General features: G+C 70.4%; 19 protein-coding genes. 10 read left to right on the top strand and 9 right to left on the bottom strand.

Annotated features, from left to right (window positions below):
- Nucleotides 1-48: 48 nt before the first annotated feature.
- From AC3IYJ_RS27655 to AC3IYJ_RS27640, 4 genes are all read right to left on the bottom strand, one after another.
- A complete protein-coding gene (locus tag AC3IYJ_RS27655) occupies nt 49-777 on the bottom strand; it encodes an HAD family hydrolase (RefSeq protein WP_489397420.1) in 729 nt (242 codons plus the stop codon).
- A 76-nt stretch (nt 778-853) separates the two neighbouring features.
- Nucleotides 854-2329 carry a glutamate--tRNA ligase gene (gene gltX, locus AC3IYJ_RS27650; protein WP_489397419.1) on the bottom strand — a complete coding sequence of 492 codons (1476 nt, stop codon included), beginning with the start codon at nt 2327-2329 and terminating at the stop codon, nt 854-856.
- Nucleotides 2322-3113, bottom strand: coding sequence for a fumarylacetoacetate hydrolase family protein (locus AC3IYJ_RS27645; RefSeq protein ID WP_489397418.1), 792 nt, complete (start codon nt 3111-3113; stop codon nt 2322-2324). Before AC3IYJ_RS27645 ends, gltX begins: the two co-directional genes overlap by 8 nt.
- Nucleotides 3114-3226: 113 nt before the next feature.
- Nucleotides 3227-3409, bottom strand: a complete 183-nt coding sequence (locus tag AC3IYJ_RS27640) for a hypothetical protein (protein ID WP_489397417.1) — start codon at nt 3407-3409, stop codon at nt 3227-3229.
- Between the two features lie 606 nt (nt 3410-4015).
- Here AC3IYJ_RS27640 and AC3IYJ_RS27635 point away from each other — a divergent pair.
- The 8 genes from AC3IYJ_RS27635 (at nt 4016) to AC3IYJ_RS27600 (ending at nt 14585) form a co-directional block, all read left to right on the top strand.
- The gene (locus AC3IYJ_RS27635) at nt 4016-7852 is read left to right on the top strand and encodes a sensor histidine kinase (RefSeq protein WP_489397416.1); all 3837 of its coding nucleotides are present in this window, start codon (nt 4016-4018) and stop codon (nt 7850-7852) included.
- Between the two features lie 9 nt (nt 7853-7861).
- A complete protein-coding gene (locus AC3IYJ_RS27630) occupies nt 7862-8275 on the top strand; it encodes a roadblock/LC7 domain-containing protein (protein WP_008739864.1) in 414 nt (137 codons plus the stop codon).
- A gap of 152 nt (nt 8276-8427) precedes the next feature.
- Entirely contained in the window at nt 8428-8823 is a 396-nt protein-coding gene (locus tag AC3IYJ_RS27625) for a DUF742 domain-containing protein (RefSeq protein ID WP_489397415.1), read from the top strand.
- Nucleotides 8804-9388: a GTP-binding protein gene (locus AC3IYJ_RS27620; RefSeq protein WP_073776607.1), complete on the top strand. Its 585-nt coding sequence runs from the start codon at nt 8804-8806 to the stop codon at nt 9386-9388. Before AC3IYJ_RS27625 ends, AC3IYJ_RS27620 begins: the two co-directional genes overlap by 20 nt.
- Nucleotides 9389-9696: 308 nt before the next feature.
- Nucleotides 9697-12924, top strand: coding sequence for a sensor histidine kinase (locus tag AC3IYJ_RS27615; protein WP_489397414.1), 3228 nt, complete (start codon nt 9697-9699; stop codon nt 12922-12924).
- Nucleotides 12925-12934: 10 nt separating this feature from the next.
- The gene (locus AC3IYJ_RS27610; RefSeq protein ID WP_030037347.1) at nt 12935-13348 is read left to right on the top strand and encodes a roadblock/LC7 domain-containing protein; all 414 of its coding nucleotides are present in this window, start codon (nt 12935-12937) and stop codon (nt 13346-13348) included.
- Between the two features lie 93 nt (nt 13349-13441).
- Nucleotides 13442-14020, top strand: coding sequence for a DUF742 domain-containing protein (locus tag AC3IYJ_RS27605; RefSeq protein ID WP_489397413.1), 579 nt, complete (start codon nt 13442-13444; stop codon nt 14018-14020).
- Nucleotides 14001-14585, top strand: a complete 585-nt coding sequence (locus AC3IYJ_RS27600) for a GTP-binding protein (RefSeq protein ID WP_136214583.1) — start codon at nt 14001-14003, stop codon at nt 14583-14585. The genes AC3IYJ_RS27605 and AC3IYJ_RS27600 overlap by 20 nt, the downstream gene beginning before the upstream one ends.
- Nucleotides 14586-14660: 75 nt before the next feature.
- On the opposite strand, the gene AC3IYJ_RS27595 is transcribed toward AC3IYJ_RS27600, so the two are convergent.
- A complete protein-coding gene (locus AC3IYJ_RS27595) occupies nt 14661-14858 on the bottom strand; it encodes an acyl-CoA carboxylase subunit epsilon (protein WP_489397412.1) in 198 nt (65 codons plus the stop codon).
- Nucleotides 14859-14873: 15 nt separating this feature from the next.
- Nucleotides 14874-16457 (bottom strand): acyl-CoA carboxylase subunit beta, encoded by a 1584-nt coding sequence (locus AC3IYJ_RS27590; RefSeq protein ID WP_489397411.1) that lies wholly within the window; start codon nt 16455-16457, stop codon nt 14874-14876.
- Nucleotides 16458-16725: 268 nt separating this feature from the next.
- On the opposite strand from AC3IYJ_RS27590, the gene AC3IYJ_RS27585 reads away from it, so the two are divergent.
- Nucleotides 16726-17331, top strand: coding sequence for a YceI family protein (locus AC3IYJ_RS27585; protein ID WP_489397410.1), 606 nt, complete (start codon nt 16726-16728; stop codon nt 17329-17331).
- A 24-nt stretch (nt 17332-17355) separates the two neighbouring features.
- Here the strand turns inward: AC3IYJ_RS27585 and AC3IYJ_RS27580 are convergent, their stop codons facing one another.
- Nucleotides 17356-18723 carry a hypothetical protein gene (locus AC3IYJ_RS27580; RefSeq protein ID WP_489397409.1) on the bottom strand — a complete coding sequence of 456 codons (1368 nt, stop codon included), beginning with the start codon at nt 18721-18723 and terminating at the stop codon, nt 17356-17358.
- A 109-nt stretch (nt 18724-18832) separates the two neighbouring features.
- Here AC3IYJ_RS27580 and AC3IYJ_RS27575 point away from each other — a divergent pair, with 109 nt between their 5' ends.
- Nucleotides 18833-19321, top strand: a complete 489-nt coding sequence (locus tag AC3IYJ_RS27575; RefSeq protein ID WP_489397408.1) for a hypothetical protein — start codon at nt 18833-18835, stop codon at nt 19319-19321.
- Between the two features lie 6 nt (nt 19322-19327).
- On the opposite strand, the gene cimA is transcribed toward AC3IYJ_RS27575, so the two are convergent.
- Complete coding sequence (gene cimA, locus AC3IYJ_RS27570; protein ID WP_489397407.1) at nt 19328-20959, bottom strand: citramalate synthase; 1632 nt, start codon at nt 20957-20959, stop codon at nt 19328-19330.
- A gap of 280 nt (nt 20960-21239) precedes the next feature.
- Nucleotides 21240-21848: a TetR/AcrR family transcriptional regulator gene (locus AC3IYJ_RS27565; protein WP_489397406.1), complete on the bottom strand. Its 609-nt coding sequence runs from the start codon at nt 21846-21848 to the stop codon at nt 21240-21242.
- Between the last annotated feature and the right edge of the window lie 49 nt (nt 21849-21897).

Below are 21897 nucleotides of genomic sequence, written 5' to 3'. Positions count from 1 at the left end.
CGCCTCCGGCCCGGCCTTTCGGCCCGCTCGGGCGGCGCAGAAAGAACATTACCGGATGCCTGACCGTGCTCCAAAACGGGTATCCAAGGCCAGCAGCTCAGGAAGCCCTTCGAGTCCGGAGATCCGGTGCACGCCCTCGGGTCCCGGACCCCGGACCCCGTCGCGGTCGAGCCACACGGCGGTCAGTCCGGCGTCACGGGCGCCGCGCGCGTCGATCTCCGGCTGGTCCCCCACGTAGACCACCTCGTGCGGCTCCAGCGCGAGCTCCTCGCACGCCGCGAGGAAGGCCCCGGCCTCCGGCTTGCTGACGCCCAGCTCGACGGCGCACACCAGGACCTCGAAGCGGTCCCGCAGGCCGAGGTGGCGCAGCTTGGGGTCCTGGTTGACCAGGGAGGAGTTGGAGAGCACCCCGTGCCGGTAGCCGTCCGCGAGGGCGTCCAGTACGGGCACCACGTCCGGGAACAGCTCCCAGGCGGCCTGGTAGTGCCGGACGTACCGCCCGAACCAGTCGTCGGCCCCGGCGTCGCCCATCCCGGGCTCCTCCAGGAACTCCCGCACCCGGTCGCGGCGCTGCCCCTGGAAGGTCCCCTCGCCGGCGGCGAAGCGCTCCCAGTGCCGGTCGGTGATCCGGCGCCACAGGGCGAGCGCCTCGCGCGGAGCCCCGTAGCGCTCCGCGATCCCCTCGTCGGCCAGGTGCGCGGCCAGCCCGGCCCGGTCGGCTCCGGTGTAGTCGAACAGGGTGTCGTCGATGTCCCACAGCACGGCACGAATCGGCATACCGCCGACCCTACGCCGGAACGCCTCAGGGGCGGCGGCCTTTGCGGCCACCGCCCCTGAGGAATTGCGGGTACGACTACGCGGCCAGCTTCGCCAGGGTCGCGTCGATGCGGGACAGCGAGCGGTCCTTGCCCAGGATTTCGAGGGACTCGAAGAGGGGCAGGCCGATCGTGCGGCCGGTGACGGCGACGCGGACCGGGGCCTGGGCCTTGCCGAGCTTGAGGCCGTGGGCCTCGCCGGCGGTGAGGACGGCCTGCTTGAGGGACTCGGGGTCCGACCAGTCGGCCGCGGCGAGGTTCTCGCGGGCGGTGGTCAGCAGGGCCGCCGGCTCGCCCTTCATCGCCTTGTCCCACGAGGCCTGGTCCTCGACGGGCTCCTTGAGGAACAGGAAGTCCACGTTCGCGGTGATGTCCGAGAGGACCGTGACGCGGGTCTGGGCGTACGGCGCGATGCGCTCCCAAGTGGCGGTGTCGAAGTCTTCGGGCGCCCAGTTGGCGTGCGGGGCCTGGAGCCACGGGGCGCAGCGGTCCGCGAAGACCTTCGGGTCGAGCAGCCGGATGTGGTCGGCGTTGATCGACTCGGCCTTCTTGAGGTCGAAGCGCGCCGGGTTGGCGTTGACGTCCGGGATGTCGAACTTCGCGACCATCTCCTCGATCGAGAAGATGTCCTGGTCCTTGGAGAAGGACCAGCCCAGGAGCGAGAGGTAGTTCAGCAGGCCCTCGGGGAGGAAGCCGCGCTCGCGGTACAGGTTGAGCGAGGCCTCGGGGTCGCGCTTGGAGAGCTTCTTGTTGCCCTCGCCCATCACGTACGGCAGGTGGCCGAAGGCCGGGACGGCCTTGGCGACGCCGAGCTCGATCAGGGCCCCGTAGAGCGCGATCTGGCGCGGGGTGGAGGACAGCAGGTCCTCGCCGCGCAGGACGTGGGTGATCTCCATGAGCGCGTCGTCGACCGGGTTGACGAGCGTGTACAGCGGGGCGCCGTTGGCCCGGACGATGCCGAAGTCCGGCACGTTGTCGGGGGTGAAGGTCAGCTCGCCGCGGACCAGGTCCGTGAAGGTGATCGGCTCGTCGGGCATCCGGAAGCGGACGATCGAGGTGCGGCCCTCGGCTTCGTACGCGGCCTTCTGCTCGTCCGAGAGGTCGCGGCACGTGCCGTCGTACCCGGAGGGCTTGCCGGCGGCGCGGGCGGCGTCGCGGCGGGCGTCGAGCTCCTCGGTGGTGCAGTAGCAGGCGTAGGCGTAGCCGCCGTCCTGGAGCTTCTGCGCCACGTCCTTGTAGATGTCCATGCGCTCGGACTGGCGGTACGGGGCGTGCGGGCCGCCCACCTCGGGACCCTCGTCCCAGGTGAAGCCGAGCCAGCGCAGCGAGTCGAGCAGCTGGTCGTACGACTCCTCGGAGTCGCGCGCCGCGTCGGTGTCCTCGATGCGGAAGACGAACGTGCCGCCGTGGTGGCGGGCGAACGCCCAGTTGAAGAGTGCCGTCCGGACCAGGCCCACGTGGGGGTTGCCGGTCGGGGAGGGACAGAAACGTACGCGGGGGGTCGCGTTAGCCACGCTTGATCACCTTGTTGGTGAGAGTGCCGATGCCTTCGATGGTGACGGCGACCTCGTCGCCGACGTTGAGGGGGCCGACTCCGGCCGGGGTCCCCGTGAGGATGACGTCGCCCGGGAGCAGCGTCATGGCCTCGGTGATGTGCACGATCAGGTCCTCGATGGAGCGGACCATGTCGCTGGTGCGGCCGAGCTGGCGCTGTTCGCCGTTGACGGTGCACTGGATGGTCAGGTCGCTCGGGTCGAGCTCGGTCTCGATCCAGGGGCCGAGGGGGCAGGCGCTGTCGAATCCCTTGGCGCGGGCCCACTGCTTCTCGCGCTGCTGGACGTCGCGCGCGGTGACGTCGTTGGCGCAGGTGTAGCCGAGGATGACCTCCTTGGCGCGCTCGCGCGGGACCTCGCGGCACATGCGGCCGATGACCACGGCGAGCTCCGCCTCGTGGTGGAGGTCCTGGGAGAAGGAGGGGTACGTGATCGGGTCGCCCGAGCCGACCACCGAGGTGGAGGGCTTGAAGAAGGTGATGGGGGCATCCGGGACCTCGTTCCCGAGCTCCGCCGCGTGCTCCGCGTAGTTGCGGCCGATGGCCACGATCTTGTTCGGGAGCACGGGCGGCAACAGCCGTACCTTGTTCAGCGGGACCTTCGTGCCGGAGAGCTCGAAGTCCGCGAACGGGATGCCCTTGATGATGTCGAGGACGAGCTCGCCTTCGGACGCCGCGAGGGCAGTGCTGCCCTCGACCGCGCCGAACGCGACGTTGCCGTCGATCGAGAACCTGGCGATACGCACGTGTTGCGTCTGCCCCTCTGTATTTCCGCTGGCTGGAGTCTGCGGGCTCCAGGCTAACGCGGTGGGGGCCGACGCTTCGCGCGGCTTTCGCGGTGGTCGGGGAACACCTCTTCTTACTGGGCGGCGGCGACCGGCGCGTCCATCAGGATCGTGCGGCGCGGGTTGGCGGTCTGGGCCGGCAGCTCGACGGTGTGCTCCGGGGCCGGTACGGCCTGCAGCTCCTCGGCGTCCTTGAGGTGCGCGAGGGTGGTGCGGCGCGGGTTGGCTATGTTGCGGAACAGCATCGTCGTCTTCATCGGAGTCTGGGGCCCTCGGCTCGCTGGTCGGATGGGGACGGCGACGGCGGGTGCCGCCTGCCGTCTTCGGGGTGCCGCTTGTCGGACGCGCCAACCCTGTAAAGGTCAAGGCTAAACATCTGAATCCCCCGCCGAACCGGGAAGTAATGGCCATGGCTGTGTGAGTTTGCTCACCCGTGACCAGTCATTACGGTCATAACGGGCGGTCAATTTCACCTGAAAAAACGGACATTGCGCCACTGAATGCGCCATTCCGCTCCTGATCATCGCGACTGGGACAGCTTGCCAGGCATGGTGTTTGCATGGCGTAAGTCCGATTCCAGATGAATTGGCCCCCACCCCTGGTAGTGCCTGCGTCACAAGCCGTGACCGACGCTCCGGGCGGACACTCGCACCTTGTTGGAGATCCGCCTCTGTGCTGGAATTCGCGGGACCGCCGCGGGAATCAGCCGGCGCGCAGGTGGCGCGAGACAGCGCCGAGCGCGGCGGCAACGGAGAGGGAGACGCGCCGGTCACCGACGACCACCATGGGGCGCATTGCCCCACGACTCGACACCGTCCCACCGGTCGCCCGGAGGGACGCCTGGTCCAGAGGTTGCGACGCTAGTGCAGGGACGATTCAAGAGGGATGGCAAGGGGTCTCCCCAGGCCCGCCAGGGCCGAGGGGATGCTGCGGCAGAGCAGGAGCCGCGCTCCGGAACCGACCGTGGCTCCTCGCCCCAGCACGCCCAGAACCGCGGGCCGGCTGTCGAGGGCGCGAGCTCCGATGCCTCCGCCTCGGTGAAGGCGAAGGGGCGCGCCAAGCCCAAGGGCACGCCCAGGGGCAATGACGAGTCGGCCGAGCGCGACACGGCGATACCCAAGGCCCCCAGTGGGTCCGGTTCCCGTCTCGCCATGCAGAACTGGCGCATCAGCACGCGACTGGTGTCGCTGCTGACCCTGCCGGTCGTCGCGGCCACCACGCTCGGTGGCTTCCGCATCAACGACTCGCTCACCGACATCGCCCAGCTGGAGCACATGCAGCTGCTGACGACGATGACCCGTCAGGCCACCAACCTGGCCGCCATGCTCCAGACGGAGCGCGACCAGTCCGCCGGTCCGCTGTCCGTGGACAAGTCGGGCAAGGCCAACAGCCTCGTCAAGGGCGCCCGCGACCAGACCGACGCCGCGGCCAAGGCCTTCGCCGCCGCGACCGACAAGGTCGACAACGCGGGCGACAAGGACGAGACCCTCAAGTCGATCCGCAACAACGTCCTGCAGATCGGCCGCGGTCTCACCAAGATCGAGGACATCCGCGCCAAGGCGTACCAGAACGGCGCCCAGCAGACGGTCACCGAGTACAACGCGCTGATCGTCTCGCTGCTCTCGCTCTCCCAGGACATGGCGCAGGCCACCTCGAACCCCGAGATGATCAAGCGCACCCGCGCCCTGGCGGCGTTCTCCTCCGCCAAGGAGTACGCCTCGATCCAGCGCGCGATCATCGCGGCGGCGCTCCCCGCCGACCTCTCGCAGAGCGGCAACCTGCCCGAGAACGACCGCCTGTACGCCCTCGCCGCCCAGCGCGGCGAGGAGCAGGCGAAGACCACCTTCGAGCTCGTCTACCAGGGCAAGCCCGAGGAACTCCTCGCGGCCCTCGGCGACGGCAACACGGAGATCGGCACCGCCGACCACTACGCCCGTCGCGTGCTCGGCAACAAGGACCAGTTCGCCAAGGAGAAGAACCGGTCCTGGCTGGACTGGTACGACGCGGACGACAACAAGATCACGGCCATGAAGTCCATCGAGCTCACCCTGCTCGAAGACATGGAGCAGAAGGCCCGCGAACTCAAGAACACCGCTCAGCGCGACGCCATCATCAACGGTGCGCTGATCTTCCTCGTGCTCGGTGTCTCCCTCGTCGGCGCCTTCGTCATGGCCCGCTCGATGATCCGCTCGCTGCGCCGCCTCCAGGACACCGCGACCCGCGTCGCCCAGGACCGGCTGCCCGAGCTCGTCAAGCAGCTGTCCGAGTCCGACCCGCAGGACGTGGACACGACCGTGGAGTCGGTCGGTCTGCACACCCGCGACGAGATCGGCCAGGTGGCCGCGGCATTCGACGACGTGCACCGCGAGGCCGTCCGTCTCGCCGCCGAGCAGGCCCTCCTGCGAGGCAACGTCAACGCGATGTTCACCAACCTCTCGCGCCGTTCGCAGGGCCTCATCCAGCGTCAGCTCTCGCTCATCTCCGAGCTGGAGTCCCGCGAGGCCGACCCGGACCAGCTCTCCTCGCTCTTCAAGCTCGACCACCTCGCGACCCGCATGCGCCGTAACGGCGAAAACCTCCTCGTCCTCGCGGGCGAGGAGCCGGGCCGCCGGTGGACCCGCCCCGTCCCGCTCGTCGACGTGCTCCGCGCCGCCGCGTCCGAGGTGGAGCAGTACGAGCGCATCGAACTCGCCTCGGTGCCCGGCACCGAGGTCGCCGGCCGCGTGGTCAACGACCTCGTGCACCTCCTCGCCGAGCTGCTGGAGAACGCCACCTCGTTCTCCTCCCCGCAGACCAAGGTCAAGGTCACCGGTCACGCGCTGCCCGACGGCCGTGTCCTCGTGGAGATCCACGACACCGGCATCGGCCTCTCCCCCGAGGACCTCGCCGCGATCAACGAGCGACTCGCGTCGCCGCCGACCGTGGACGTCTCCGTCTCCCGCCGCATGGGCCTCTTCGTGGTCGGCCGCCTGTCCCTGCGACACGGCATCCGCATCCAGCTGCGCCCCTCCGACTCGGGCGGTACGACGGCCCTCGTCATGCTTCCGGTGGACGTCGCCCAGGGCGGCAAGAAGCCGGCCCCGATGCCCGGCCAGGGCGGCCCGGGTCTCCCCGGCAACCCCGGTGGGTCCGGCGGCCCCGGCCAGGTCGGTGCCGGCGCTCAGGCTCCGGCCTCCCTGTCCGCCCAGGGTTCCCGTCCCCCCGTGGGCGGCGGTCCCCAGCGCGGCCAGGTCGGCGCCGGCAGCCAGCGCGCGGCCCTGCCCGGCCGCGACGGCGCCTCCGCCGGCCCGCGTCCCCAGGGTCCCGGCCAGCAGGGCGGTCCGCAGGGACCCCTCGCCGGCCGTCCCCCGCAGCAGCAGGGCGGGCCCGGCGGGCAGACCCAGAGCGCGTTCGGCTCCGGTGCTCCGCTGCCGGGCCGCGGCCCGGTCTCCGGTCCCGGCGGCGCTCCCGCGGGCGGCTTCGGCGGTCCGCAGGCCCGTCCGGCCGGCGCCCCCGTGGCCTCCGGCCCCGGTGCCTTCCCGCAGGGCAACGGCTTCGAGCGTCCGCAGTCCCCCCAGTCTCCGCAGCAGGGCCAGCAGCCGCAGGCCGGTGGCCCCGGGGCTCCGGTTCCCGACGCCCAGGGCCAGCGCGGCCCGCGGCCGCAGCTGCCGCCGCGCGGTGGCGCGCCCCGTCCGGAGCTCCCCGGTTCGGTCGGTGCCCCCACCGGGATGCCGCAGACCACCAGTTGGGGCGCCGGGCAGCGCGGGCAGGACGTGCCGCGCGGCCACGACGAGCTGTCGGGCCCCGGTTCCACCTCCGAGTTCGCCCGTCCCGACTTCAACGCCCCGGCCCCGCAGGCCGGCGGCAACGTCAACGGCGGCGGCTACAACGGCGCGGCTCCGGCGGCTCCCTCGGCCGGCGGCTACGCCGATCCCTCCGCCACGGGCCAGTTCCCGCGGCCGGACTTCGCGGACCCCTCGGCCACGGGCCAGTTCCCCCGCCCGGAGTTCCAGGCCCAGCGGCCCGGCGGCCCCGGTGTCGGCGGCTACCCGCAGCCCGGTCAGGCCCCGCAGCCCCAGGGCGGCCAGGCCCCCGTACCGGCCGCGCGCGCCGAGGCTCCGCGGCTCCCGCAGGCTCCCCGGCCGGAGGCACTGCCCCCGGCCGGTCCGAGCACCGTCGAAGGCCGCAGCCCGATCTTCGACACGCTGGAGTCGAACTGGTTCCGGCAGGAGGGCGCCCAGCCCCCCGCGCAGGGACCGGCCGTACCCCAGCAGACTCAGCAGTCGCAGCAGCCCGCCCCGGCGGGCCCTGCTCCGCTGCCGGCCTCCCCCCAGCGCCCGCAGCAGCACCAGCTGCCGCAGCGCGGCCAGGAGCAGGCTCCGGCCGACGCGGCCCAGACCGGTGCCGTGCCGACCGTCAGCTGGCGGTCCTCGCCGAACGACGAACTGATGCGTCAGGCCGAGCGCGTGCGCCAGCCCGCGGCCGGCGGCATCACCACTTCGGGGCTGCCCCGCCGGGTACCGCGGGCGAACCTCGTGGCCGGAACGGCGCAGCAGCAGGCCGAGGCGCAGGCCGGTCCTCAGGTCTCGCGTTCGCCGGACGACGTCCGCGGCCGTCTGACCAACCTCCGACGCGGTATCCAGCAGGGTCGTCAGGCCGGCAACAACGGCCCGGCGACCGGCAGTTACCACATCGACCCCACTTACCAGCAGGAGCGATAGTTGAGTTCGATGAGCCAGGCGGCACAGAACCTGAACTGGTTGATCACCAACTTCGTGGACAACACCCCAGGGGTGTCCCACACCGTGGTGGTCTCCGCCGACGGACTCCTTCTGGCGATGTCCGAAGGCTTCCCCCGCGACCGGGCCGACCAGCTCGCCGCGGTGGCCTCCGGGCTGACCTCCCTGACCGCAGGTGCTTCCCGCATCTTCGAGGGCGGCGCCGTCAACCAGACCGTGGTCGAGATGGACCGGGGGTTCCTCTTCCTCATGTCGGTCTCCGACGGCTCCTCGCTGGCCGTACTGGCGCACCCCGAGTGCGACATCGGCCTCGTGGGCTACGAGATGGCCCTCCTCGTGGACCGCGCCGGCAGCGTCCTCACCCCGGACCTGCGCGCGGAGCTGCAGGGAAGCCTGCTCATCTGACTGCAACCCTCCCGGCCGGACGGTACTTCCGGCCGGGAGACCGGGGCCCGAGCCCCGGAACCCAGTACCACCACCAGGCCGTCATACCCGTCCCCCCACCGGCCGCCCCGTCAGACGGCACGCTGACCAATGCTGTCCAGCCCGGAGGATCAATGACCCCGCCCCCCGCCTACCCCGATACGTACGGAGACTCGTCGTACTCGGACGGCGACCAGCCGCTGGTTCGTCCGTACGCGATGACCGGCGGCAGGACCCGACCGCGCTACCAGCTCGCCATAGAGGCTCTGGTCAGCACCACGGCCGATCCGATGCACCTGTCCGGGCTGCTCCCGGAACACCAGCGCATCTGCACCCTCTGCCGTGAGGTCAAGTCGGTCGCGGAGGTCTCCGCACTGCTGTCGATGCCGCTCGGCGTCGCCAGGATCCTCGTCGCCGACCTGGCGGAGGCCGGCATGGTGGCCATCCACCAGCCGGGCAACGGAGAGGCCGGCGGCACTCCGGACGTAACGCTGCTCGAGAGGGTTCTCAGTGGACTTCGCAAGCTCTAACGGCGGAGCGGCTCCTCGCTCCACCACCTCCGCGAAGATCGTGGTGGCGGGGGGCTTCGGCGTGGGCAAGACCACGTTCGTCGGCGCCGTCTCCGAGATCAACCCGCTGCGCACCGAGGCCGTGATGACGTCCGCGAGCGCGGGCATCGACGACCTCACCCACACCGGGGACAAGACGACCACCACGGTCGCCATGGACTTCGGCCGCATCACCCTGGACCAGGACCTGATCCTGTACCTCTTCGGTACCCCCGGTCAGGACCGCTTCTGGTTCATGTGGGACGACCTGGTGCGCGGCGCGATCGGGGCGATCGTCCTGGTCGACACGCGGCGCCTGGCCGACTGCTTCCCGGCCGTCGACTACTTCGAGAACAGCGGCCTGCCGTTCGTCGTGGCCCTCAACGGCTTCGAGGGATACCAGCCGTACACCCCGGAGGAAGTCCGCGAGGCCCTGCAGATCGGCCCGGACGCCCCCATCATCACCACCGACGCCCGCCACCGCGCGGACGCCAAGAGCGCGCTCATCACGCTCGTCGAGCACGCCCTGATGGCGCGGCTCAAGTAGGCGTCACGCGGGGCGGGTGCTACGCCGGATGCTTATTGGGGGGCGGGCTGTGTCATGGGACACGGCCCGCCCCCCGCGTTCATAACGTTTCGACAGAGAATTGCCGGTAGTTGGCGACACGGTGCGTTCGCCCGGTCTCGCTGCGCTCACAACGGGCCCCATTTATGCCGCAGGACGCTCTTTATGTCCGATTTATGTGGGGCATAAGGCTCTATGAATGGCCGATTTCAACTGTTTGGAACAGGGCCGTCAACCGTGCTGGAATTCAACGAACTAGCTAGTAGCACCGCCGAGAGGTTGTTGGTCGAGTGAGGCGAAGCAACTCAAGCCCCGCGGATGAACCCGCGCGCGGCAACTTCACCCCGCCGCCACGCGCGGCCGCGTCGTCCATCGGCGTACCCCTGGAGGCTCCCGCGAGCAGCGGCAGCACCAGCAGGTTCTCGCCGCGGAACTGGCGCGTGCCGACCCGTCTGAACGCCATCCTGCTCGTGCCCGTCCTCGTCGGACTGGTCATGGGCGGCTTCCAGGTGAAGGGCTCGATCGACACCTGGAACGAGGCCAAGGACGCAGAGAAGACGGCCCGCATCGTCCAGGCGGCGGCCGAATACGGCCAGGCCCTCCTCAACGAGCGCGACCTGACGGCCGAGCCGCTGCTGAGGAACCAGCGCGAGTCCGACCCGGTCATGAAGGCGTACGCCGCCACCGACTCGGCCAAGGCGAAGTTCGCCCAGGCCGTGAAGGACATGCCCGAGGGCCAGGGCATGGAACGCCGTCTGGAGCTCTTCCGCCAGGAGGAGCCCAAGCTGGAGCAGGTCCGCAAGTCGGCCTACATGGCACAGCTGGAGACGGCGAAGAAGGACCTCCCCAAGTCGGCGGGCCCCATCCCGACCGAAGAGGGCTACGTGCTGGTCCAGCACTACCTCATGCAGTTCTCCAACGAGCTGGGCCTGGGCACCGGCAACGTGACCTCCTACGGCCGCATGGTCTACGCGATCGAGCTGTCCAAGGCCGCGAACTCGCTGCAGCGCTCCGTCGGCACCCACCTGCTGGTCCGGCCGAGCGACAACGAGGACGTCCGCAAGGCACAGCTGGTCGCCTTCTCCTCTTACGCGTACCTCGAAGAGATCGCCATCAGCGAGTACGTGGCCGCCGGCACCGAGGCGGACACCACCCGCCTCAAGGAGGTCATGGGCAAGCAGTCGCAGCTCGGCGCCGCCAAGCTCGCGAACGCCAAGACCGAGGCGGAGCAGGCCGGTACGGTCTTCCGCGCCCCGCCCATGGTCAACGGCTCCGCGCTCACCGGTATGACCGAGGCGATAGCCAGCGGCGCGAAGCCGGCCGCCCTCGCCCTGGGCGGCACCACCTCGCAGGCCTGGCAGGCCGCGGCGACCGCCAAGTTCGACGGCTACGCCGAGGTCGAGAAGGACCTGCTGGCCAAGGCCGTCAAGGACGCCGTCGCCGTCTCCGACTCGGCCCGCAACGATGCCATCCTGACCGGCTCGATCGTGGTCGTGGCCCTGCTCGCCGCCTTCATCCTGGCCGGCATGATGGCCCGCCAGATGGGCCGCGCGATGCGCCGCCTGCGCGGAGCCGCCTTCGACATCGCCGAGCAGCGCCTGCCGATGCTCGTCGACCAGCTCTCGCGCACCGACCCGGGCAAGGTCGACACCCGCGTGGTGCCGATCCCGATCGACTCCCAGGACGAGATCGGCGAGGTCGCCCGCGCCTTCGACCAGGTCCACCGGGAGGCCGTCCGGCTCGCCGCCGAGCAGGCGCTCCTGCGGGGCAACGTCAACGCGATCTTCACCAACCTCTCCATGCGCAACCAGTCGCTGATCGAGGGCCAGCTGAGCCTCATCACCGACCTGGAGAACAACGAGGGCGACCCGGACCAGCTGGAGAACCTCTTCCGCCTGGACCACCTGGCCACCCGCATGCGCCGCAACGGCGAGAACCTCCTCATCCTCGCGGGTGAGAACCCGGGCCGCCGCTGGGACCAGCCGGTCCCCCTCGTCGACGTCCTGCGCGCCGCCTCCTCCGAGGTGGAGCAGTACGAGCGCGTGGAACTGTCGGGCGTCTCCGAGGCCGAGATCCACGGCCAGGCCGTGACCGACCTCGTGCACCTGCTCGCCGAGCTGCTGGAGAACGCCACCACGTTCTCCTCCCCCCAGACCAAGGTCCGGGTCAACGCGACGCGTCTGCCCGACGGCCGCGTGATGGTCGAGATCCACGACAAGGGCATCGGCCTCACCGCCGAGGACTTCGCGGACATCAACCACAAGCTGGCCAACCCGCCGACCGTGGACGCCGCGATCTCGCAGCGCATGGGTCTCTTCGTGGTCGGCCGGCTGGCCGACCGGCACGGCATCCGCGTCCAGCTGCGCCCCTCGGGCGAAGCCGCCGGCACGACCTCGCTGGTCATGCTCCCCGACGTCATCACCCACGGTGGCGGCGGCGAGGTGCCCGGAGCGGAGTCGGACGACTTCACCGTCTCCTCGATCATCCCGCAGCAGCAGTCGCAGCACGCGGTACCGCTGCGCACCGCCGCCGAGCTCGGTTTCGACGACTCCCGCTACGAGGTCCACCGGGCCGACCAGCCGGGCCCCGACGGCCTCGATGCCGCCGACCCGGTCGGCCGCTCCCTGGGCCGCGAGGAGCGCCGTGCCGCGCTGGAGGCCCAGGTGGGCTATCCGCAGGCGCAACCGCCGGGGTACGAAGAGTTCGCCGAGGAGTCGGCCGAGGAGTACGCGGAACCCCAGCCGGAACACGCGTACCAGCCGTACCAGGGCTACGAGCAGCAGCCCGTGCAGGACTACGCCACCGGCTACGACACCGGAGTACCCCCGCAGGGCTACGAGGCGTACCCGCAGCAGGAATACGGCTATCCGGAAGCCCAGTACCAGGAGCAGCAGCAGGAGCTCCCGGCCTACGACGGCGGCTACGATTCCCTTTCCCCGCAGGCGGAGTGGCCCGAGCAGAACACGTACTCGGGCTCCTACCAGCAGGATTACGGGACCGAATCGGAATCACCGGCCGCTCCCGAACACGCCCCGGAGCGCGTAGGCTTCGACCGTCCGGGCACCGCTGAGGACACCGGTCACCAAGTGACCGGAGCGGGCCTGCCGCGACGCGGCAGCCAGCAGCAGCGGCAGCCGGCGCAGCAGGATGCGGAGTCCACCGGATCCCTCTTCGAGCAGCGGCCGCAGCGTCAGCAGCAGCCCGCTGAGCCGGAGCGGGACCCGGAAACCACGGAGGGCGACGCTGCATGGCGCTCGCGCAACGACGAGCGCTGGCAGCAGGCCGGCAAGCTCCGTGAGCCGAAGGCGGGCGGGGTCACCCCGTCCGGTCTCCCTCGGCGAGTGCCCAAGGCCAACCTGGTCGAGGGCGCTGCGGAGACGACCCCGCAGGGCGGCCCCCAGGTCTCCCGGGCCCCGGAGGACGTCCGTGGCAGGTTGAGCAACCTGCGGCGCGGTGTCCAGCAAGGCCGCAACGCGGGATCCGAGCAGTCAAGTAACAGCTATGACCAGGAGCGTTAGTGTGAGCGCGATGAGCCAGGCGGCGCAGAACCTGAACTGGTTGATCACCAACTTCGTGGACAACACCCCAGGGGTGTCCCACACGGTGGTGGTATCCGCCGACGGCCTCCTTCTGGCGATGTCCGACGGATTCCCGCGCGACCGCGCCGATCAGCTGGCGGCCGTGGCCTCCGGACTGACGTCGCTGACCGCCGGGGCCTCCCGCATCTTCGAGGGCGGCGCCGTCAACCAGACCGTGGTCGAGATGGACCGGGGATTCCTCTTCCTCATGTCCGTCTCCGACGGATCCTCCCTCGCGGTGCTCGCGCACCCCGAGTGCGACATCGGCCTCGTGGGCTACGAGATGGCCCTCCTCGTGGACCGCGCCGGCAGCGTCCTCACCCCGGACCTGCGCGCCGAATTGCAGGGCAGCCTGCTCAACTAGCAGACAGGCAGTGCGTTTCGCGCCATCGCACCATAGGGTGCGGTGGCGCGGTTCCACAGGGAGTACTGCGTTCTTGGAGTCGGAGGAGGACACGTGACAACACCCGGAGGACATCCCTATGGCGGCGCGCAGCAGCCGCAGGGTGGGCACGACCAGAACCGCTTCAATTTCCCTTCCGCTCCCAGCAGCCGGCCCTCGCCGGAGCACAACCCCGCGGGACAGCCCTACCAGCGGCAGCCCTATCAGCAGCCGTCGTACGGTCAGCCGCAGCAGCCCTACCGGCCTTCGCAGCAGCCTCCGCGCGCTTCGCGTCCGCAGGCTCCGCAGGCGCACAACCCGCTGGTCCGTCCGTACGCGATGACCGGCGGTCGTACCAGGCCGCGCTACCAGCTCGCCATCGAGGCGCTGGTCAGCACCACGGCCGATCCCGCGCGTCTGCAAGGGCAGTTGCCCGAGCACCAGCGCATCTGCCGGCTCTGCATCGAGATCAAGTCGGTCGCCGAGATCTCGGCACTTCTCTCCATTCCTCTTGGTGTCGCCCGGATCCTCGTCGCCGACCTGGCGGAGGCGGGCCTCGTCGCCATCCACCAGCCCGGCGGCGACGAGTCCGCCGGCGGCCAGCCAGACGTGACACTGCTCGAAAGGGTGCTCAGTGGACTTCGCAAGCTCTAACGGCGGAGCGGCTCCTCGCTCCACCACCTCCGCGAAGATCGTGGTGGCGGGCGGCTTCGGCGTGGGCAAGACCACGTTCGTCGGCGCCGTCTCCGAGATCAACCCGCTGCGCACCGAGGCCGTCATGACCAGCGCCTCGGCCGGTATCGACGACCTCACCCACACCGGGGACAAGACGACCACCACGGTCGCCATGGACTTCGGCCGCATCACCCTGGACCAGGACCTGATCCTGTACCTCTTCGGTACCCCCGGTCAGGACCGCTTCTGGTTCATGTGGGACGACCTGGTGCGCGGCGCGATCGGCGCCGTCGTGCTCGTCGACACCCGCCGTCTGGCCGACTGCTTCCCTGCCGTCGACTACTTCGAGAACAGCGGCCTGCCGTTCGTCATCGCCCTCAACGGCTTCGACGGGCACCAGCCGTACACCCCGGAGGAAGTCCGCGAGGCCCTGCAGATCGGCCCGGACGCCCCCATCATCACCACCGACGCCCGCCACCGCGGAGACGCCAAGAGCGCGCTCATCACCCTGGTCGAGCACGCCCTCATGGCCCGCCTGCGGTAGCCGTCCGGTCGTACGCGAAAAGGCCCCCCGCACTCGATGGAGTGCGGGGGGCCTTTTGCTCGCTGCCTGCGGTGCCTAGCCCTGCCAGCTGTGCGGGGCGCGGAAGCCGGGGGTGCGCTCCAGGCGGCGCCAGCCGGCCTGGGAACGGCCGGTGGCGACCGTGGTGTCCTCGGGGGTGGCGGCGGCGCGGGCGAGGAGGATCGCGGTGATCGCGGCCAGTTCCTCGGGTTCGGCGTTGCCCTTTTCGACGCGGAGCAGCGTGTCGGTGCTCATCGGTGGCTTGTCTCCTTACTGCGGCGGGTTGCCGTGCTTGCGGGACGGCAGATCGGCGTGCTTGTTGCGGAGCATCGAGAGGGCGCTGGCGAGCACCTCGCGGGTCTCGGCGGGGTCGATGACGTCGTCGACGAGGCCGCGCTCGGCCGCGTAGTACGGGTGCATCAGTTCGGCCTTGTACTCCTTGACCATGCGCGCGCGCATCGCCTCGGGGTCTTCGGCATCCGCGATCTGCTTGCGGAAGATGACGTTGGCGGCGCCCTCGGCGCCCATCACGGCGATCTCGTTGGTGGGCCAGGCGTAGGTGAGGTCCGCACCGATGGACTGGGAGTCCATGACGATGTAGGCGCCGCCGTAGGCCTTGCGCAGGATCAGCGAGATCCGGGGCACCGTCGCGTTGCAGTACGCGTACAGGAGCTTGGCGCCGTGGCGGATGATGCCGCCGTGCTCCTGGTCGACGCCGGGCAGGAAGCCGGGGACGTCCAGGAGGGTGATGATCGGGATGTTGAAGGCGTCGCAGAGCTGGACGAAGCGCGCCGCCTTCTCGGAGGCGTGGATGTCCAGGACGCCGGCGAGGTGGCCGGGCTGGTTGGCGACGATGCCGACGACCTGGCCGTCGAGGCGCGCGAGGGCACAGATGATGTTGCGCGCCCAGCGCTCGTGGATCTCCAGGACGTCGCCTTCGTCGACGAGCTCCTCGATGACCTTGAGCATGTCGTACGGGCGGTTGCCGTCGGCGGGCACCAGGTCCAGCAGGACGTCCGAGCGCCGGTCGGCGGGGTCGTTCGTCTCGTGGACCGGGGGGTTCTCGCGGTTGTTGGAGGGGAGCATCGTGATGAGGTAGCGGACCTCGGAGATGCAGGTCTCCTCGTCGTCGTACGCGAAGTGCGCGACGCCGGAGGTCTCGGCGTGCACGTCGGCGCCGCCGAGGCCGTTCTGAGTGATCTCCTCGCCGGTCACCGCGCGGACCACGTCCGGGCCGGTGATGAACATCTGCGAGGTCTCGCGGACCATGAAGACGAAGTCGGTCAGGGCCGGGGAGTACGCGGCGCCGCCGGCGCAGGGGCCGAGCATCACCGAGATCTGCGGGATGACGCCCGAGGCCTTGGTGTTGCGCTGGAAGATGCCGCCGTAGCCGGCGAGGGCGGAGACGCCCTCCTGGATACGGGCGCCGGCGCCGTCGTTGAGGGAGACCAGCGGGGCACCGGCCGCGATGGCCATGTCCATGATCTTGTGGATCTTCGTGGCGTGGGCCTCGCCCAGTGCGCCGCCGAAGATGCGGAAGTCGTGTGCGTAGACGAAGACCGTGCGGCCTTCGACCGTGCCCCAGCCGGTGATGACACCGTCGGTGTACGGCTTCTTGGCCTCCAGGCCGAACCCGGTCGCGCGGTGGCGGCGGAGCTGTTCGACCTCCTTGAAGGAACCTTCGTCGAGCAGCAGCGCGATGCGCTCGCGGGCGGTCAGCTTGCCCTTGGCGTGCTGCGCTTCGGTTGCCCGCTCGCTCGGGCCGCGCCGCGCCTGCTCGCGCAGGTCGTGCAGCTCGGCCACTCGCCCACGGGCGTCGGTCGGCTCGCTCGGAATCTGGTCCACAACGGTCATGTACCGACCTTACGAAGCAGGACCATCAAAACCCTCCGTCGAATCCGCACAGTGTCGGGTGTCTTCCGCTGTCCGGGCCGGACAGAACCGGGCGGCGATGAGCGGGGACCACTAGTCGGGACCATGGTCCTTTGTGGGCACCCCACAAAACCCTCCGACACGCATCCAGCTAGTTGAAATTTGAACGGAATGGGTCTAGCGTCATTCTCGTTGAAACTTCAACGAACACGCCGCGTCGAAGACACGGCACGCTACCGAGGAGGAAGCCATGGGTCTCTTCACCCGCCGCCCCCAGACCACCGCCACTGCCGCCACGCTCGAAGTGGACCCGACCCTCGCGAAGCTCACCGGCGACTACGTCATCGACCCCGCCCACACCAGCATCGGCTTCACCGTCCGGCACGCGATGGTCACCAACGTCCGCGGCTCCTTCGCCGAGCACGAGGGCACCCTGCACCTCGACGGCGCCGACCCGGCCCGCTCCACCGCCGCCATCGACGTGAAGATCGCTTCCGTGGACACCGGCATCGCCGACCGCGACGGCCACCTGCGCTCCGGCGACTTCTTCGACGCCGAGACCTTCCCGCTGATGACCTTCCGCTCCACCTCGGCAGCGCAGACCGGCGGCGACACCTACCGGATCGACGGCGAGCTGACGATCAAGGACGTCACCCGCCCGCTCTCCATCGACCTGGAGTTCAACGGTTCGGCCACCGACGTCTACGGCAACGAGCGCGTCGGCTTCGAGGGCTCCGCCGAGATCCTGCGCTCCGACTGGGGCCTGACTTGGAACGCGGCCCTGGAGACGGGCGGCGTCATGGTCAGCGACAAGGTGAAGCTGACCTTCGACATCTCGGCCATCAAGAAGGCCTGACCCCTCCCCGGGACCGGGGGCGGCTCAGAAGTCGCCCCCGCCGAAGCCGCCACCGCCGTCGAAGCCCCCTCCGCCGCCGAAGTCCCCGCCACCGAAGTCGGACGGGTTGAAGTCGGCTCCGGAGACGTCGCCCCCGCCGAAGCCACCGCCGTCGAATCCGTTGCCGCCGCCGAAGTCGGAGGCGTAGGCCGGGGTGGACATCATCGAACCGAGCATCGTGCCCATGAGCAGACCGGGCAGCATGCCGCCGCCGAAGTAACCGCCGGCCCAGGGACCGTACGCCGGGCCGGCGTCGTAGTAGGGGCGCGGCCCGTGCTCGGTGTCGACGGTACGGACCGCCGGGTCCTGGCCGTCGCGCAGCCGTACCGCGTCCGCCGCGCAGACCGGGACCGTACGGGCGGCGCCGCCCGCCGGGGCCCAGTCGGCGTCCTCGGTGCTCGGCCCGTGGCGCGGGTCGAAGAAGCAGGGGGCGCGGCGCTCGGGCAGCGGCTTGCCCTGCCGGCGTGCATCGAGGCACGCCAGGGCGTACCGGCCGTCCTCCAGCGCCTGGGTGACTCCCTTGACCTCTTCGGGGTACTGCACCGAGGCCATGATCTGCTTGGCCTTCTCGTACGAGTCCAGGCCCTGCTCGTAGTCCTTGCGCATCGCGTCGTCCGCGCCGGGCTCGCCGGGGTGGAAGTCGAGGCGGTCGAGCTCCTCGCCGAAGGCCGTGATGTCCTCGTCGACGACCACGCCGAGCCGGGCGACGGCCTCGCGGCGGATCTCTTCCTTCTTCTTGCGGTTGCGCTTGACCAGCAGGTACGCGCCGCCGCCGCCGACCGCGGCCACCGCGCCCAGGCCGATCAGTGCGCCGGCCGGGGACCCGCCGTCGGCGCTCGCGCCGCCCCAGGAGGCCGGGGCCTTGCCCTTGGCCTGGCTCAGGGCCTGGTCCACGAAGTTGTTGAGCTCGGTGTTCGCGTCGACCGCTCCGCCCGCCTTGACGGCATCGACCAGGTTGCGGACGGCGTTGTTCGGCATGACGGCCTTGTCGGCGCCCGCGTTGAACCCCTCGCCGAGCCGGATCGCGTAGAGCCCGGTGATCCCGGTCTCGGTACGGATCGTGCGCAGCACGCTGTCGGCGGGGAACTCCGCACCGGCCGGCAGCACGGCCACGAAGACCGGCTTCCCGGCGTCCTTGATCTTCTTCGCGAGCGCGTCCGCCTGCGCGGGCGAAAGCTGTGCCTCGGCGCGGGGATCGACGTAGACCGGCCCCTTCTTGAGGGCCTGGGCCACGGTGGTGGTCCCGGTGTCGGCCGATGCCTGCGGCGCGACCACGAGCGCGGTCGCGGACAGGGCCAGCAGCAGACCGGCCAGCAGGGGGCCGAAACGTACAGAAATAAGCCTGGTCCTCATGGCCACGACGCTACCGGAACGGGCGTAATCCCGTGTGAGCGGGACATAAGGGCCACCGGCCATTCCCGCCCGTGTGTTCGATCTAGACTCCCGATCAGGGGGTGAGTCGATGCGACGCGTACGGCTGGCGGGGACGGTGCTGGTGACGGCGGGGCTGCTGGCCGGGTGCTCACCCGCGCAGCTGGACCTGATCGCCGTCTACAACGGGGACGACGGCAGGCCCTGGGTCATGCTCGCCCCCTGCGGCAAGGACACCATCACTTCGGTGGAGTTCCAGAGCTGGCCCAAGGGCAACCCGATCGGGCCGACGGACGAGCCGAGCTGGAAGAGCAGACGATTCACCCCTGGCATCGGTGGCGGATCGTTTCCGCTGTTCTCTCCGCCGGCATCGTGGAACGCCGTCGTGAAGGGCGAGCAGCAGGTCCTGCCCGGCTTCAGGTACAGCGTGAGCTTCTACTCGCCCGACGACGGCGCCTACTACGGGAACGGCTTCTTCGCCGCCGAGGACCTCGCCGGGTTGAAGCCCGGCGAGGTGTGGGCCGCCGGGGAGGCGATGACCCGGCAGGAGTTCCGGGACCACCGCTCCGACACCTGCTAGCGGCAGCTACTCCGCCGGCTCGACGCCCGCGTGCAGGAGGCCGTAGGTGAAGGCGTCCTCCAGGGCCTGCCAGGAGGCCGCGATCACGTTCGGGGCCACCCCGACCGTGTTCCATTCGCGGGAGCCGTCCGTCGTGGTGATCAGCACGCGGGTCGTGGACTCCGTGCCGTGCTTGCCCTCCAGGATGCGGACCTTGTAGTCGATCAGCTCGAACTTCGCCAGTTGGGGGTAGAAGCGCTCCAGGGCTACGCGCAGCGCCCGGTCCAGTGCGTTGACCGGGCCGTTGCCCTCGGCCGTCGCGACGATCCGCTCGCCCTTGGCCCACAGCTTCACCGTGGCCTCGTTGGCGTGCGTGCCGTCGGGGCGGTCCTCGACGATGGCCCGCCAGGACTCGATCCGGAAGTACTTGCGCGCCCGGCCCTCCGCCTCGGCGCGCAGCAGCAGCTCGAAGGAGGCGTCGGCGGCCTCGTAGGTGTAGCCCTGGAGCTCGCGCTCCTTGACCCGCTCCACGACCCGGGAGATCAGCGCGCGGTCCCCGCCGAGGTCGACGCCGAGCTCCTTGCCCTTGAGCTCGATGGAGGCCCGGCCGGCCATGTCGGAGACCAGCATCCGCATGGTGTTGCCGACCCGCTCGGGGTCGATGTGCTGGTACAGGTCCGGGTCGACCTTGATCGCCGAGGCGTGCAGGCCCGCCTTGTGCGCGAAGGCGGAGACGCCGACGTAGGGCTGGTGCGTGGAGGGGGTGAGGTTGACGACCTCCGCGATGGCGTGCGAGATGCGGGTCATCTCCGCCAGGGCGCCGGCCGGGAGGACCGTGCGCCCGTACTTGATCTCCAGCGCGGCGACGACCGGGAAGAGGTTGGCGTTGCCGACCCGCTCGCCGTAGCCGTTCGCGGTGCACTGGACGTGGGTGGCGCCCGCGTCCACGGCGGCCAGGGTGTTGGCGACGGCGCAGCCGGTGTCGTCCTGGGCGTGGATGCCCAGGCGGGCGCCGGTGTCGGCGAGCACGGTCGCGACGGTCGCGGTGACCTGTGCGGGCAGCATGCCGCCATTGGTGTCGCACAGGACGACGACGTCGGCCCCGGCCTCGTGCGCGGTGCGCACGACGGACTTCGCGTACTCGGCGTTGGCCCGGTAGCCGTCGAAGAAGTGCTCGCAGTCGACGAAGACCCGGCGGCCCTGGGCGACCAGGTGCGAAACGGTGTCCCGGACCATCTCCAGGTTCTCGTCGAGGGTGGTGCGCAGGGCCAGCTCGACGTGCCGGTCGTGGGACTTGGCCACCAGCACGATCACCGGGGCGCCGGATTCCAGCAGGGCGCGGACCTGCGGGTCGGTGGCGGCCGAGCCGCCCGCCCTGCGGGTCGCGCCGAAGGCCACCAGCTGCGCGTGCTTGAAGTCGATCTCCGCGCGGGCGCGGGAGAAGAACTCCGTGTCCCGGGGGTTGGCGCCGGGCCAGCCGCCCTCGATGAAGCCCACCCCGAAGTCGTCCAGGTGCCGGGCGATCGTCAGCTTGTCCGCGACCGTGAGGTTGATGCCCTCACGCTGGGCGCCGTCGCGCAGGGTCGTGTCGAAGACGTGGAAGCTGTCGTCGGGGCCCGAGCCCGGGGCAGTCGGCTCAGTCGCCTCTGTCGTCGTCATGCTGGTCTGACTCCTGTCGGATGAGTGGTTCCGGATGCCCTGGCTCCACTGCCCCCATCATCGCGCGCTGCCCGCTCCCGGCGTGTTGGGGCCGGAAAACGAAAAAACCTCTCGCGGGTGCGAGAGGTCTGCGCGCGGGTCTGGGGCACCATGGCCGCTTCCGCGAAGTTCTTCCACGGTTCAGCGGTCACTGCGGACCGGCGCGCTGCTGTCCATAATCATGAGCTGAGCAGGCACGTCCGCAGTGTGGCACAGGCGTCCACGCGAATGGACGAACGTCTCACGATACGAGCGCCTCGTCGAGGAATTCCGAGACGTGGGTCAGGATGTCGCCCCGCCCTATACCCGGCAGGCCGACGGCGACCTGGATGCTGAACCCGTCGAGCAGGGCCCGCAGCCTGGCCCCGAAGCGGTCCGGGTCGACCGGGCGGAACTCCCCGCGCGAGATGCCCTCGGCGAGCAGCGCCACCAGGTCCCGGTGCCAGGCGCCCTCGATGGCCGCCTGGCGCTCGCGCTCCCCCGGTCCGGCGTTCTGCGAGCGGTTCCAGACCTCCAGCCACAGGGTCCAGTGCGGATCCCGGGCGGCCCGGGGCACGTACAGGTCCACGTACGCCTGGAGGCGCTCGCGGACCGGGCCGAGGCGGGAGAGCAGTGCGCGCCGCTCGGCGCCGAGGGCCGCCTCGCTCCACTCCAGGGTCTGGAGCAGGAGCTCGTCCTTGGTGCGGAAGTAGTAGAGGAGGTGGCCGCTGCTCATGCCGACCTCGCGGCCCAGGCCGGCCATGGTCAGCCCTTCCAGGCCGCGTTCGGCGATGGTGGCCATGGCGGCGACCAGTACGTCTTCGCGCGGCGGCGCGTTCTTGCGCGCGGCACGTACCTCACCCGCCACCATGGCCCACTCCTCGTTCGGGTCCGCCGTCCGGTCCGCCCTTCCGCTTCCC

This window comes from Streptomyces sp. GL_140 (genome assembly GCF_057834465.1).
The sequence above is the reverse complement of the archived record's forward strand: the minus strand, read 5'-3'. Positions and strand labels throughout refer to the sequence as shown.